This is a genomic window from Paraburkholderia steynii (genome assembly GCF_900100565.1).
Classification (GTDB): Bacteria; Pseudomonadota; Gammaproteobacteria; order Burkholderiales; family Burkholderiaceae; genus Paraburkholderia; species Paraburkholderia terrae.
The window spans coordinates 32,117-46,308 of sequence record NZ_FNDI01000048.1; the positions used below are offsets into that span (position 1 = coordinate 32,117).

Sequence of the window (14,192 nt, forward strand, 5' to 3'; positions counted from 1 at the left end):
TCGATGGGTAATGATGACTATTTGCCACATGCGACGAACTTCATACCTGACGCGCCCGAGCGACACGCCCGATGCGACAAGTTGACGCGATTCGCCGCCATCTTTCGCCTACCTGGCGCGCCTCCGCTTGAGTGCCGGCCTGGCGGTAGCGCTTCCAATTAATTTAAGATTGCGCATTTTGCATCGACGGCTGTTGTCGCTTTGTTGCCTCTCGATGTTCCAGTTTTGAGCGAATTCGTGTAGGCGCTTTGCTTCGGGCAAGGCCCAGTCGTCGTTGAACTGACAGGGCCGCAAAACATCGAAGCGTACTATCCGGACCGTCCTCACGTTTTCCATCTACAGCCAGCCTATGACTTTCTCCTTGCTTTCCCGCTTGCCGCTTCGCTGGCTCGCGGCGTGCGGCGTGTCGCTCGCCGTCGCGTCGAACGCCTTTGCCCACGCGACGCCCACGTCGCGCGATCCCGCGCCTGACGCTGAAGTCGCCGCGCCCTCGGCTGTGACGATCCACTTCAGCGAGCCGCTCGAACCGGCGTTCAGCAAGCTCGCGCTCGTCGATGCCGACGACAAACCGGCTGCACCGGCAGCCTCGCAGGTCGATCCGCAGGACACGAAGACCATGCATCTCGCGCTGCAGCCGCTCGCGCCGGGGCGCTACACGGTGCAATGGACGGCTGTCGCCGAAGACGGACATCGGACGAAGGGCAGTTACGCCTTCAGCGTCAAATGAGAGTCGACGGATTGTGGATCGGGCAGGTCGCGATGGCCGCGCTCATGAACGTCGCGTTTGCGTTTGCCGTCGGTTCGGCCTTGCTCAGCGCGTGGCTCGTCAACGATGCGCAGGCGAAGATCGCGCCCGCGCGCCCGGCATGGTTGCGGGCGCAGCGGTCGATGCAGGCTTCCGCGATCGTGCTGGTGCTGGCCGATCTCGGCTGGCTGCTCTATCAGGCGGCCGAGATGGCGGGCGTGCGCTTGCCGGAAGCGTTCGGCGTCGTGCCGACGATGCTGTCGCAAACGCACGTCGGCTTCGGCTGGAGTGTCGCGTTTGCTGGCGCGCTCGTGCTGCTGCTCGTGTCGTTTGCACGGCAGACCAACGTGTTGCGCAATGCGCTGCTGTGGCTCGCCGTGATCGCGATTGCGGGCGGCAAGGCGACCTTGGGTCACGCGGCGGATGCGGGCGTGGCGTCGGCGGCCATCGGCATGCACACGCTGCACGTGCTTACGACGTCGGTATGGGGCGGCCTTGTGCTCGCGGCCGGGTTCTCGGTGCTGCCGGCGCTCGGAACGTCGATCGCGCGCGGCGTGCTGATCCGTACGGCGACGCAGTTGTCGAATGTGTCGCTCGTTGCTGTCGTGTTCGTGCTGCTCTCAGGCGTGTTCAACGCGGCGCGCGGCTCGGGCAATTCGTTTCTCGCGATCGAAACGAGTACCTGGGGGCACGTGCTGATGCTCAAGCTCGCGCTGGTTGCGCTGGCGCTGGTGCTAGGCGGATTGAACCGCTTTTCGGCGTTGCCGCGCTTGCGTCGCACGGCGTCTACGATGGACGCGCATACGTTCGCCAACCTGCTGTACCTCGAGGCGCTCGCGATGCTCGGCATCTTCGCGGCCGCCGCTGTCCTGTCGCATAGCGTGCCGGGTTTCGCGGCGCTCGGCTGAGCGCGACGAAGCGGGTCGGGTCAGTCGCCGCCTGCAAGCGATCATTCGTAACCGAGCTTGTGGCCGACGACGGGCGCGAAGAACAGACCGATCGCGCTGCCCGCGACCTTGCCTTCGAGTTCTGCTGCCGCCACGTGTGAACTCGTCATGTGCGTGAGCAGATCCAGCAGCTGCGGCAGGCAATAGATAAATGCTGCAGCGATGAAACACTGCTCGACCGTCGAGATGCGCCAGCCACGCTGAAACGCGAGCACCGCGCCGATCAGGCGCAGTACGCCGAATACGACCAGCGCGCCAATGGCGGCCTGTTCACGGATCAGATAGTCGGGAAGGAATTCGCCCATGACAGCCCCCGTTCGAATGGTTGTTTGCATACCATTCAGCAAGGACTGGGCCAAGCGTTGCGAAGCACCAGTGTATCGGGCTGAAACGCTTGTCCGGTAAGGGTTTTCGCGTTGAGCGCCAACGCCGCATGAGGCGCAAAAAGGCGTCGCGCGTCAACTGTGTAACGTTACTGATACGCCGCGCGCGCGGCATGCGGCCGTAACGTCTTCGAAGAGACTACGGGTTGTCAGATGACAAACGCCGCCCGAAGGCGGCGTTTGTGTTTCATTCGCGATGTCGCGTCTGCTTACTTACCACTCGGCGACGCTGCCGTCCTCGTGACGCCATACCGGGTTGCGCCAGCGATGGCCGACCTTCGCCATTTCGCGCACCTTCTCCTCGTTCACTTCGATGCCGAGACCCGGCCCTTGCGGGATCGACACGAAGCCGTCTTCGTACTTGAAGACTTCCGGGTTCTTGATGTAGTCGAGCAGATCGTTGCCCTGGTTGTAGTGAATGCCAAGGCTCTGTTCCTGGATGAACGCGTTGTAGCTGACGGCGTCGATCTGCAGGCAGGTGGCGAGCGCGATCGGACCGAGCGGGCAGTGCAGCGCCAGCGCGACGTCGTAGGCTTCCGCCATCGACGCGATCTTGCGGCACTCGGTGATGCCGCCCGCGTGCGACGCGTCCGGCTGGATGATGTCGACGTAACCGCCAGTAAGAATGTGCTTGAAGTCCCAGCGCGAGTACAGACGCTCGCCGAGCGCGATCGGCGTGCTCGTCTGGTTGACGATGTCGCGCAGCGCCTCGACGTTCTCCGAGAGCACGGGCTCTTCGATGAACATCAGCTTGAACGGATCGAGTTCCTTCGCGAGCACCTTCGCCATCGGCTTGTGGACGCGGCCGTGGAAATCCACGCCGATGCCGACATTCGGGCCGACCGCTTCGCGCACAGCCGCGACGTTGTTGATGACGCCTTGGACCTTGTCGAAGGTGTCGATGATCTGCAACTCTTCGGAGCCGTTCATCTTCACGGCCTTGAAGCCACGCTCGACGACGGCGCGCGCATTGTTCGCGACGTCGCTCGGGCGGTCGCCGCCGATCCACGAATACACCTTGATGCGATCGCGCACCTGGCCGCCGAGCAGCGTATGCACGGGCACGCCGTGGAATTTGCCCTTGATGTCCCACAGCGCCTGATCGACGCCCGCAATCGCGCTCATCGAAATCGGGCCGCCGCGATAGAAGCCCGCGCGGTACATGACTTGCCAGTGATCTTCAATATTGCGCGGGTCTTTGCCGAGCAGATAGTCCGAGAGTTCGTCGACGGCGGCTGCGACCGTGTGCGCGCGGCCTTCGACAACCGGCTCGCCCCAGCCGACGATGCCCTCGTCGGTTTCGATCTTCACGAAGCACCAGCGCGGCGGAACGATGAATGTCTCGATTTTGGTGATCTTCATGGCGGGAGCGTCTCCTTTGCTTGCAAAGCCGATTGCAGTTGATGGCCGCGGCGTGCCCGTTCGTCCCGTTAATTGGACGCTGGCGGCGCGGCAGTTGAGGAGCCACATCCTACAACAAAATCGCCTTTAAATACTATTAATAGTATTATTCAACGAAAGGTTTTGTCCGTCGGTGATGGGTTTCGCGGATGCGATCGAAGATAATCGCGGGCGGTCCGCGTTTGCAGGACGCGCGGTGCGAAGCACAAGACCAACCCACAATCAGCATCAGGAGAACCGACATTCAGCGAGATCTGCATGGCCGCGTGGCGTATCTGCTCGGCACAGCCATTCTGCGCGGCGACTACGCGCCTGAATCCATCCTGCCGCGCGAAGCGGAGTTGATGGAGGCGTTCGGCGTCAGCCGCACGGTGCTGCGCGAAGCGTTGCGCACGTTGACGTCGAAAGGGCTGATCGAATCGCGGCCGCGCGTGGGAACGCGTGTGCGTCCAAAGCCCGCGTGGAATCTGCTGGATGTGGATGTGCTCGACTGGTATTCCCGCGTGGCGCCCGCGATGGACTTCGCGCTCAAGCTGCAGGAAATGCGCGAGATGATCGAGCCGTATGCGGCCGCGCTCGCCGCCGCCTCACACAGCGACGCGACCTTCGGCGCGCTCGACGCCGCGCATTCGGCGATGGTCGCGGCGCGCAATGTCGATGAATGGGTGCGTGCCGATCTGCAATTCCATCTGAGCGTGCTTGCCGCGTGCAGCAACGAGCTGCTGATACCGCTCGGCACCTTGATCGAACGCACGCTGGAAGCGCAATTGCGGCTAAACGCGAAGCGCGCCGATGTGTTCAACGCGTCGCTGGCCGAGCATACGGCCGTGTTCGAAGCGATCCGCGATCGCGATGCGCCGCGCGCGCGTCACGCGATGGCTTCGTTGCTGGGCGTGACGCGCGGGCGGATCGAAGGCTGATCTTCGCGAGAAGGACCGCGTGCGGCTCAGTCCATCGCCGCGTGCGCGACGGATTCATCCGGGATTTTGCGCGACGGACGTATCAGCAGCACGAGCGGGATCACGGCGAGCGTCGCGACGAACATCAGCTTGAAGTCGTTCAGATACGCGATCATCGCGGCCTGCTGCGTGATCGACACATCGAGCACGGCCATATCCATGCGCGAACCCGTCGCGAGGATCGGCGCAACCACGGGATTGAACGCCGTCACGTTCGCCGCGAGATCCGAGTGCGAGACCTGCGTGTTGCGCGTGAGCAGCGTCTGCACAATCGAAATGCCGATACTGCTGCCGATATTGCGCATCAGGCTATACGTGGCGGTGCCGTCGGCACGCAACGCGGGCGTCAGCGTCGAGAACGTCAGCGCGCTCAACGGCACGAACACGAGACCGAGGCCGAATCCCTGAATCACGCCCGGCCACACGATATCCGACTCTGACAGTACGATCGTGTATTGCATCATCTGCCACAGCGCGAACGCCGATACGACGAAGCCCGCGAGCAGCATCAGTCGCGCGTCGATATGTTTGAGCAGGCGTCCCGCGAACAGCATCGCGATCATCGTGCCCGCGCCGCTGGGCGCTGTCACGAGACCCGTCGTCGCGACGGGATAGTTCATCAGGTTCTGCAGCATCGGCGGGAGCAGAGCGCGCGTCGCGTACATCACTGCGCCGATGATGAAGATGAAGAACGTGCCCGTCGCGAAGTTGCGGTCTTTCAGCAACTCGTACTTGAAGAACGACGACTTGCCGACGGTCGCCGTATGCGCGATGAAGAACGCGAAACTGATCGCCGCGATCAGTGCTTCGATCACGATCTCATGCGAGCCGAACCAGTCGAGCTGTTCGCCGCGGTCGAGCATCGCCTGCAACGCGCCGATCGCGAGGCCGAGCGTCGCGAAGCCGAACGCGTCGAATTTGGCGTCATGTTTCGGTTCGCGCGACGGAAGGAACGTCAATATGCCGAATAGCGCGAAGGCGCCGACCGGCACGTTGATGAAGAACACCCAGCGCCAGTTGTAGCTGTCGGTGAGCCAGCCGCCGAGCGTCGGGCCGAGAATCGGGCCGACCATCACGCCCATGCCCCACACGGCCATCGCCTGGCCCTGCTTGTCGCGCGGATTGATGTCGAGCAGGATCGACTGCGACAGCGGCACGAGCGACGCGCCGAAGATGCCCTGCAACAGCCGTGACGCGACGATCTGCGTCAGCGTTTCGGACAGCCCGCACAACGCCGATGCGATCGTGAAGCCGCCCACGGCGAACATCAGCAGACGCTTGACGCTGAGCCGGTCGGACAGCCAGCCGGTCAGCGGCGTCGCGATCGCGGCGGCCACGATGTACGACGTGAGCACCCAAGTGATCTCATCCTGCGATGCCGACAGCGTGCCCTGCATATGCGGGAGCGCGACGTTGGCGATGGTGCTGTCGAGTGTCTGCATCAGCGTCGCGAGCATGATCGCGATCGTGATCATCGGACGGTTCAGCTCGACGGCGGGTTTTGTTGCCGGCGAATCGGAGGCCATGAGGCGGAGTTTTCAAAATAGTAAGCATGCTTATTGTATAGGTCGAAGATTCTTATGCATACGCTGAGTTTCCCGAAGTCGTTGTACGCTGCGGGTTTTGGGCGTAGTGCGTGCCCTGGGGAAATTGGCATGGCGCGCCGCTTCGTATAATCGCGCGATGAAAACCCATTTTGACGAGCGCTTCGGCTTTCTTATTTCGGATGTCGGCCGGCTGGTCGGCAAGCGTTTCGACGATCTCGCGCGGTTGTCGGTCGATCTGACGCGCGCGCAGTGCCGGGCGCTCGCGTATCTGTCGTTTTACGGCGATATCAACCAGGCGCGGCTCGCGGACCTGCTGGAAGTCGCGCCGATTTCGGCTGGCCGGTTGCTGGACCGGATGGAGGAGGGCGGCTGGATCGAGCGCTTGGGCAATCCGCGCGACCGGCGCGAGAAGCAGATCAGGATCACGGAGAAGGCGGAACGGACGCTCGATGAAGCCAAGCGGGTCGGCGATCAGGTCGCGGCCGAAGGGCTGAGCGGGCTAACCGACGAGGAGACGAAGCAGCTCATTTCGTTGCTGCAGAAGGTGCGGGGGAATTTGACGAGGATCGTCGACAAGTGAGGCGTGTGCGCTTGTCTGGATCGGTTGCGCGGTCTTCGAATATTCCGGGCTGAGTTTAGAGCTGAGCCGGAAATGAAAAAGCCGCTGTTTCGTGAGAAACAGCGGCTTTTTTTGAAGCTGGTGGCGAATCAGGGATTCGAACCCCGGACCTGCGGATTATGATTCCGTCGCTCTAACCGACTGAGCTAATTCGCCGAAAGAAGCGAGATTATGAAGATGCCGGCGGGGGCTGTCAACCCCCGCGCGACAACTTTTTGCGAGAACTCCGGTTACCTACGCCGCGCTCAATCCTGAGCGTAGATATTGGAGTCTTTGGTCTCCCGCACGAAAAGCAGACCGATCACGAAGGTAGCCAGCGCGATGATGATCGGATACCACAGCCCCGAGTAAATATTGCCCTTCGCCGCGACGATCGCGAACGCCGTCGCTGGCAGGAAGCCGCCGAACCAGCCATTGCCTATGTGATATGGCAGTGACATCGACGTGTAGCGGATCCGCGTTGGGAACATCTCGACCAGCATCGCCGCAATTGGTCCGTACACCATCGTCACGTAGATCACGAGGATCGTCAGGATCACAACGGTCATCGGCCAGTTGATCTGCGATGGATCGGCCTTGGGTGGATAGCCGGCCGTCTTCAGTGCGGTGCCCAGGTTCTTGTCGAACGCCTTGCCCGCGTCCTTGGCGTCGGCGGCCTTGCCGTCATAGGTATCGATGGTCGTGTCGCCGACCTTGATCTGCGCGAGCGTGCCCGCCGGCGCCGCCACGTTGTCATAGTTCAAGCCAGCTTTCGAAAGCGCGCCTTTCGCGATATCGCAAGAGCTCGTGAACTTCGACGTACCGACCGGGTTGAACTGGAACGAGCACTCGTCCGGATTGGCGATCACGACGATAGGCGACTTCTGCGTCGCGGCTTCGAGCGCCGGGTTCGCATAGTGCGTCAGTGCCTTGAAGAGCGGGAAGTACGTCAGCGCCGCGATCAGGCAACCGGCCAGGATGATCGGCTTGCGGCCGATCCGGTCGGACAGCGAACCGAAGAACAGGAAGAACGGCGTGCCGATCAGGAGCGCGATCGCAATCAGAATGTTCGCGCTAGCGCCATCGACCTTCAGCGTCTGCGTCAGGAAGAACAGCGCATAGAACTGGCCCGTGTACCAGACAACTGCTTGGCCAGCCGTCACGCCAATCAGAGCCAGAATGACGATCTTCAGATTCTTCCATTGGCCGAACGCTTCCGACAGCGGTGCCTTCGACGTCTTGCCTTCAGCCTTGATGCGCTCGAAAGCCGGCGACTCGTGCAGTTGCATCCGGATCCACACCGAGATGCCGAGCAGCACCAGCGATGCGACGAACGGAATGCGCCAGCCCCATGCGCCGAATGCGTCTTCGCCCATTGCCGTGCGCACGCCGAGAATCACGAGCAGCGACAGGAACAGCCCGAGCGTCGCCGTCGTCTGGATCCACGCGGTGTAGAAGCCGCGACGGTTGGCGGGCGCATGTTCCGCGACGTAAGTCGCTGCGCCGCCGTACTCGCCGCCGAGGGCAAGACCCTGCAGCAGACGCATCGCGATGAAGATCACCGGCGACGCCATGCCGATCGCCGCATAGCCCGGCAGGAAGCCGACCACGCAGGTCGACAGACCCATGATCACGATCGTGATCAGGAACGTGTACTTGCGGCCGACCATATCGCCGAGTCGCCCGAACACCAGCGCGCCGAACGGACGCACCGCGAAACCGGCAGCGAAGCCGAGAAGGGTAAAGATGAACGCGGCTGTCGGATTGACGCCTGAGAAAAAGCTCTTGCTGATGAAGGCCGCGAGCGAGCCAGCCAGATAAAAGTCGTACCACTCGAAAACCGTGCCCAACGATGACGCGAAGATTACCCGTTTCTCTTCTTTCGTCATCGGCGCGTGCGAGATTTGCCCGCTTACGGTAGCCATATGTCGTCTCCAGTATTGATATAAGTCGCGGCTCGCCAGGTCGGGCGTGTCCGTGTTGCGATTATTGGAGCGGAAACTTACGGCGTTCTGACTCGGGAGAGGTTTGTTTGGGAGTGTCGAAAATCGTGGAATGTCGGGCTTGATGCTTGCAACGTCGGCTATTGAATGCTTTATTGTGGCGAAACTGGTGACATGTTAGTGTTGACTAAAATGCGTGAAACTGACGGATTAGGGTAAATCCCGTACACGATCCATCATTCTTAAGCTGACGCGAACGAGGGTTCCGGCGAGGCGCGGCGACGTCTGATAGACGTTGTCCTCGATGGCGAGCGTACCGCCGTGCATCGTCGCGATTTCGCGGACGATGGCCAGACCCAGCCCGCTGCCGTCGCCTTCGCGCCCGAGAATCCGGTAGAAGCGCTCGACCACGCGTTCACGCTCGGCGGCGGGAATGCCAAGGCCCGTGTCTTCTACCTCCAGATGAGCCATGTGTGCGACGTCGTCGCGCCGCACACGGACGGTGATCCGTCCGCCCGCGGGTGTGTAGCGGATTGCATTGTCGATCAGGTTCGACAGCATCTCGCGCAGCATCACCGGGTTGCCATCCACTTCGATCGCTTCGTCGGGCGTCTCCGGGCCTTCGTAGCCAAGATCCATCTGCTTCGCGAGCGCGGGCTGGACCCAGTCACGCACGGCGCTGCGGGCAACGTCGCCAATCTCGACGGGCGTGAAGATCTGGCCGGACATCCGGTTCTCCGCGCGCGCGAGTGCAAGCAACTGAGTGACGAGCCGCGCGGCGTGCTCCGAGCTCGTCGCGATCTGCTCGAGTGAGCGATGCACTTCCGCCGACGCATCCTGCCGCAGCGCCAGTTCGGCTTGCGTGCGCAAGCCCGCGAGCGGTGTCTTCATCTGATGTGCGGCATCGGCGATGAAGCGCTTTTGCAGTTCCATGTTCTGTTCGAGACGCGTCAGCAGATCGTTGAACGACGTGACGAGCGGCTCGATTTCCGGCGGCGCGCGGCGTGCTTCGAGCGGCGACAGGTCGTCGGGGCGCCGCGCGCGGATATGCGCCTGCAGCGCGTGCAGCGGCGCAAGACCGCGCGACAGCCCGAACCACACGAGCAGGATCGCAAGCGGGAGGATCACGAACTGCGGCAGGATCACGCCCTTGATGATGTCGTTGGCGAGCGCGCTGCGTTTGTCGAGCGTCTCGGCCACCTGCACGAGCACGGGCTGCGCGCCCGGCGTCTGCGGAAACTCGACGGTGGTGTAGGCGACACGGATGTCGTTGCCACGCACCATGTCGTCGCGAAACTCGACGATGCCCGGCTGCGGCCGGTCTTCCTCGCGCGGCAGCGGCATGTCGCGGTCGCCCGCAACCAGCTCGCCGCGCGTGCCGAGCACCTGATAGAACACGCTATCTATATTGTCGGCACGAAGAAAATCACGCGTCGAATCGGGCAGCGTCAGTTCGGCGATGCCATTGACGGGGTGAATCTGCCGCGCGAGCACGTAGGCGTCGGTTTCGAGCGCGCGATCGAACGGTCCGTTCGCAATCGACTTCGCGACCAGATACGTGACGGCAAGGCTCATCGGCCATAACAGCAGCAACGGCGCGAGCATCCAGTCGAGGATTTCGCCGAAGAGCGAACGCGGACGCGTCTCCGCAGCCGCCTCGGTTTCATCGGGCGGCGCGAAAGGATTCGCGTAGCGCGCGTCGCGGACTTCATCGAGATCCGCCGCGTGCGCCGTGGCGCGCGGTGCGCGGACGGACATGGAACGCCTTTACTTGAAGTAGTGGCTTGCGGGCATGGCAGCGGGCGCGTCGGACGGCTCGGACTGCTGCGCCGGGGTCTGGGGCGCGGCCTTCTCCAGACAGTAACCCAACCCGCGCACGGTGATGATGCGCACGCCGCTCGGTTCGATCTTCTTGCGCAGCCGATGCACGTACACCTCGATCGCGTTGTTGCTGACTTCCTCGCCCCATTCGCACAGGTGATCGACCAGCTGTTCCTTCGACACCAGTCGCCCGATCCGCTGCAACAGGACTTCGAGCAATCCTAGCTCACGTGCGGACAGATCGATAACCTGCTCATTGGCATAGGCAATCCGGCCGACCTGATCGAACGACAGCGAGCCGTGCTTGACGACAGTCGGTCCGCCGCCCGCGCCGCGCCGCGTGAGCGCACGCACGCGCGCTTCGAGCTCGTTCAGCGCGAAGGGCTTGGCCATGTAATCGTCTGCGCCGAGATCGAGGCCCTTTACGCGCTCGTCGACGCTGTCGGCTGCCGTCAGGATCAGCACGGGCACGTTCGAATTGCGCGCGCGCAGACGCCGCAGCACTTCGAGGCCGGACATTTTCGGCAGGCCGAGATCGAGGATGACGAGGTCGAAAGTCTGCATCGACAGCGCGGTATCCGCTTCCGCTCCCGTCTTCACATGGTCAACGGCGTATGCCGATTGGCGGAGTGATCGGACGAGACCGTCCGCGAGTATGCTGTCGTCTTCGGCAATGAGAATTCGCATGATGCGCCCTGCCCGGCCGGCACCGGGGCGCCCGGCGCACAGCGTCTCCGAAAAATTTTGTCGGTAGTCGGTGTTGTCCGTTTGCACATGTGGACGTCCGCATGCGAATCGGGCTTGCCAAGACTACTGTTTTTTTATACAGTGTCTGCGTTTAGCGTGCTGGTTGGTCGAACCGGGTTCACAACGGCCTGCACACCTGCCTCAGACGCCGTTCATCATAGCAAAGGACGATTCATGGAAGAAAGCAAGAAAGGCTCGGCTGGACTGACTGCGGAAAAAAGCAAGGCACTCGCGGCCGCGCTTGCGCAGATCGAAAAGCAGTTCGGCAAAGGGTCGGTCATGCGGCTCGGCCAGGGTGAGGCAGTCGAAGATATCCAGGTGGTCTCCACGGGATCGCTGGGCCTCGACATCGCGCTGGGCGTCGGTGGTCTGCCGCGTGGCCGTGTGGTGGAAATCTACGGGCCGGAATCGTCGGGTAAAACCACGCTGACGCTGCAGGTCGTCGCCGAAATGCAGAAGCTTGGCGGCACGGCAGCGTTCATCGACGCGGAACACGCGCTAGATATTCAGTACGCGCAAAAGCTCGGCGTGGACGTCAGCGACCTTCTGGTTTCGCAGCCGGACACGGGCGAACAGGCGCTCGAAATCGCGGACGCGCTGGTGCGTTCGGGTTCGATCGACATGATCGTGATCGACTCGGTTGCGGCGCTGGTGCCGAAGGCCGAAATCGAAGGCGAAATGGGCGATTCGCTGCCGGGTCTGCAGGCGCGTCTGATGTCGCAGGCGCTGCGCAAGCTGACGGGCACGATCAAGCGCACGAACTGCCTCGTGATCTTCATCAACCAGATCCGTATGAAGATCGGCGTCATGTTCGGCAACCCGGAAACCACGACGGGTGGTAACGCGCTGAAGTTCTACGCGTCGGTCCGTCTGGACATTCGCCGTATCGGTTCGATCAAGAAGAACGACGAAGTGATCGGCAACGAAACGCGTGTGAAGGTGGTGAAGAACAAGGTGGCGCCGCCGTTCCGCGAAGCGATCTTTGACATCCTCTACGGCGAAGGTATCTCACGTCAGGGCGAAATCATCGACCTCGGCGTGCAGGCAAAGATCGTCGACAAGGCGGGCGCCTGGTACAGCTATAGCGGCGAACGCATTGGTCAAGGCAAGGACAACGCGCGTGAATTCCTGCGCGAGAATCCGGACATTGCACGCGAAATCGAAAACCGTATCCGTGAATCGCTGGGCGTGAATGCCATGCCGGCGGGCGCTGCCGTCAGTGCCGACGAGGAAGTGGGCGAAGAGGAGTAATCGTCGCGTGATACGCAAGGGCCGCTCTGCTTCCTCGACTACGGGCGCGGGACGCAACGGGGGCGGCCCGCGTGACGACGATGCATTCGAATCGTCGTCACGCTTGTCTTCAAGCCCGTCTGCTTCTACGGCAGCATCGTTTTCAGAGCACTCGTCATCCGACGATTACGATCCATTCGAATCGTTCGATGCTCACGATCGTGCCGCCGGTCTGGGTGCCGCTTCGCGTGACCGCCCGGATGCGGATGCCAGCAGCGAAGAAGTCACCTATACGCGCTCGCGTCGCCAGCCAGGCGAAGTCAAACCCGCTGATACAGCGAGCCGCGCCTCGCAACGTCCCACACGCTCTCTCAAAGGCCGTGCGCTCGGCTATCTTTCGCGTCGCGAATACAGTCGCGCGGAGTTGTCGCGCAAGCTCGCGCCGTACGCGGAAGAGGGCGAATCAATCGACGCATTGCTGGATTCGCTCGAAAGCGAAGGCTGGCTGTCGGATTCCCGTTTCGCGGAAAGCCTGCTTAATCGGCGTGCGTCGCGCATGGGCGCGGGCCGGATCGTCAATGAGCTCAAGCGTCATTCGGTCGGACAGGAACTGGTCGAAGAGGTGAGCGCGCAGTTGCGCGAAACCGAACTGGCGCGGGCTCAGGCCGTGTGGCTCAAGAAGTTCGGCACGTTGCCCGAAACGCCCAACGAACGTGCGAAGCAGGTGCGCTTTCTTGCCACGCGGGGTTTTTCTCAGGGAATCATCGGGAAGATTCTCAAGGGAATCGACGAAGACTGACCGTCCGAATAGGGCGGCGTGTGGCGCGCAAGAAAATGACGCACTGCACGAAACATCAGGCTGCCACGCCATCATCGAGACCGCTCAAACCCGGGCCCATCAAGCCTCTGCGGGCTTCGGCCAGTCTCAAATACCCAGTATGCTAAAATTCAACGGTTCTTAAATCCGGCCTTTGTTCTCGCATGCCGCTCTCCCCGCCAGTGTCCCGACAGTTGCGCCATCGTCGCGCAATCCGAGCGGACGCATACGAGCGTGAAGATGGCCTGTGGGATATCGAGGCATGCCTCACCGACGACAAGCCACGTGACGTGAAGCTTGCGTCGGGTGTCCGGCCGAACGGCCTGCCGATCCATGAACTCTGGCTCCGCATCACGATCGATCGCAAGCTCAATGTCGTCGACGCTGAAGCGTCGTCCGACTGGGTTCCGTATCCCGGTCTGTGTGAAGTCTCCAATCCCGCCTATCGCGCCCTCATCGGGCTCAATCTGTTGCAAAACTTCCGTCGCGATGCTGCCCGTTTGCTGGCCGGCACGACAGGCTGCACCCATCTCACCGAGTTGTGCGCAATCCTGCCGACTGCCGCCATTCAGGCGTTCGCGGGCGACGTGTGGAATACCGACAAAGGCAGGCCAGGAAGCGAGGAGCACGCGGGTTCATCCAGTGGATCGGCAGATGGTTCAACCCGAGGCACGCAAGGCAGCACGGGACAAGACGCCCAAGACAACGCTTCGAGCGGGCAAGCAAGCGAACAGGCGAGCGAGCAATCAAACGACAAACCGCCATTCCAGTTGGGCCGCTGCCATGCGCTGCGGTTCGACGGCGAGGCGGTGCGACAGTTTTATCCGCGCTGGTACGGCCACGCGCCGCGTTCAGCGGATCGCGCGGATGCCGCACCCAACGGACAGGCCGTGAAGACGGCGCGTCCGGAGTAAGCGGTCCAGCCGGAAGCGAAGTTCAATCCAACTCTCAGACTGAAGGGAATCACGCATGAAGATTCACGAGTACCAGGGTAAGGAAATCCTGCGGAAATTCGGAGTCGCGGTACCGCGCGGCAAGCCGGTCTTCTCGGTGG

Annotated in this window: 13 protein-coding genes, 1 tRNA gene and 1 pseudogene; 8 read left to right on the plus strand and 7 right to left on the minus strand. The window is 62.2% G+C overall.

Annotated elements, in window-relative coordinates; all coding sequences use genetic code 11:
- Window positions 1-349: 349 nt before the first annotated feature.
- Together copC and BLT65_RS43145 are read left to right on the plus strand one after the other, a co-directional pair.
- On the plus strand, window positions 350-727 hold the full coding sequence (gene copC, locus BLT65_RS43140; RefSeq protein WP_091790263.1) for a copper homeostasis periplasmic binding protein CopC: 378 nt from the start codon (window positions 350-352) through the stop codon (window positions 725-727).
- Window positions 724-1,653, plus strand: a complete 930-nt coding sequence (locus BLT65_RS43145; protein ID WP_042311058.1) for a CopD family protein — start codon at window positions 724-726, stop codon at window positions 1,651-1,653. Before copC ends, BLT65_RS43145 begins: the two co-directional genes overlap by 4 nt.
- Window positions 1,654-1,694: 41 nt before the next feature.
- On the opposite strand, the gene BLT65_RS43150 is transcribed toward BLT65_RS43145, so the two are convergent.
- Together BLT65_RS43150 and dgoD are read right to left on the minus strand one after the other, a co-directional pair.
- Window positions 1,695-1,997, minus strand: coding sequence for a hypothetical protein (locus BLT65_RS43150; RefSeq protein ID WP_091790264.1), 303 nt, complete (start codon window positions 1,995-1,997; stop codon window positions 1,695-1,697).
- A gap of 291 nt (window positions 1,998-2,288) precedes the next feature.
- Complete coding sequence (gene dgoD / locus BLT65_RS43155) at window positions 2,289-3,437, minus strand: galactonate dehydratase (RefSeq protein ID WP_091790265.1); 1,149 nt, start codon at window positions 3,435-3,437, stop codon at window positions 2,289-2,291.
- A 188-nt stretch (window positions 3,438-3,625) separates the two neighbouring features.
- On the opposite strand from dgoD, the gene BLT65_RS43160 reads away from it, so the two are divergent.
- A complete protein-coding gene (locus tag BLT65_RS43160) occupies window positions 3,626-4,396 on the plus strand; it encodes a FadR/GntR family transcriptional regulator (RefSeq protein ID WP_042311050.1) in 771 nt (256 codons plus the stop codon).
- Between the two features lie 26 nt (window positions 4,397-4,422).
- On the opposite strand, the gene BLT65_RS43165 is transcribed toward BLT65_RS43160, so the two are convergent.
- Window positions 4,423-5,961, minus strand: a complete 1,539-nt coding sequence (locus BLT65_RS43165; protein WP_091790266.1) for a DHA2 family efflux MFS transporter permease subunit — start codon at window positions 5,959-5,961, stop codon at window positions 4,423-4,425.
- A 157-nt stretch (window positions 5,962-6,118) separates the two neighbouring features.
- On the opposite strand from BLT65_RS43165, the gene BLT65_RS43170 reads away from it, so the two are divergent.
- On the plus strand, window positions 6,119-6,562 hold the full coding sequence (locus tag BLT65_RS43170) for a MarR family winged helix-turn-helix transcriptional regulator (RefSeq protein WP_042311047.1): 444 nt from the start codon (window positions 6,119-6,121) through the stop codon (window positions 6,560-6,562).
- A 118-nt stretch (window positions 6,563-6,680) separates the two neighbouring features.
- Here BLT65_RS43170 and BLT65_RS43175 read toward each other — a convergent pair.
- From BLT65_RS43175 to BLT65_RS43190, 4 genes are all read right to left on the minus strand, one after another.
- Window positions 6,681-6,757 (minus strand) — tRNA-Met (locus tag BLT65_RS43175).
- 89 nt (window positions 6,758-6,846) lie between these two features.
- Window positions 6,847-8,505: an MFS transporter gene (locus BLT65_RS43180; RefSeq protein ID WP_042311045.1), complete on the minus strand. Its 1,659-nt coding sequence runs from the start codon at window positions 8,503-8,505 to the stop codon at window positions 6,847-6,849.
- Between the two features lie 228 nt (window positions 8,506-8,733).
- Complete coding sequence (locus BLT65_RS43185) at window positions 8,734-10,281, minus strand: sensor histidine kinase (RefSeq protein ID WP_091790267.1); 1,548 nt, start codon at window positions 10,279-10,281, stop codon at window positions 8,734-8,736.
- A 9-nt stretch (window positions 10,282-10,290) separates the two neighbouring features.
- Window positions 10,291-11,031 carry a response regulator gene (locus tag BLT65_RS43190; RefSeq protein ID WP_007586121.1) on the minus strand — a complete coding sequence of 247 codons (741 nt, stop codon included), beginning with the start codon at window positions 11,029-11,031 and terminating at the stop codon, window positions 10,291-10,293.
- Window positions 11,032-11,265: 234 nt separating this feature from the next.
- Here BLT65_RS43190 and recA point away from each other — a divergent pair, with 234 nt between their 5' ends.
- From recA to BLT65_RS46905, 4 genes and pseudogenes are all read left to right on the plus strand, one after another.
- Window positions 11,266-12,342 carry a recombinase RecA gene (gene recA / locus BLT65_RS43195; RefSeq protein ID WP_007586120.1) on the plus strand — a complete coding sequence of 359 codons (1,077 nt, stop codon included), beginning with the start codon at window positions 11,266-11,268 and terminating at the stop codon, window positions 12,340-12,342.
- A 7-nt stretch (window positions 12,343-12,349) separates the two neighbouring features.
- A complete protein-coding gene (gene recX, locus BLT65_RS43200) occupies window positions 12,350-13,120 on the plus strand; it encodes a recombination regulator RecX (protein ID WP_091790268.1) in 771 nt (256 codons plus the stop codon).
- 182 nt (window positions 13,121-13,302) lie between these two features.
- On the plus strand, window positions 13,303-14,052 hold the full coding sequence (locus BLT65_RS43205) for a DUF2889 domain-containing protein (protein ID WP_208545897.1): 750 nt from the start codon (window positions 13,303-13,305) through the stop codon (window positions 14,050-14,052).
- Window positions 14,053-14,107: 55 nt separating this feature from the next.
- A pseudogene (locus BLT65_RS46905) lies at window positions 14,108-14,192 on the plus strand (ATP-grasp domain-containing protein); the annotation flags it as partial.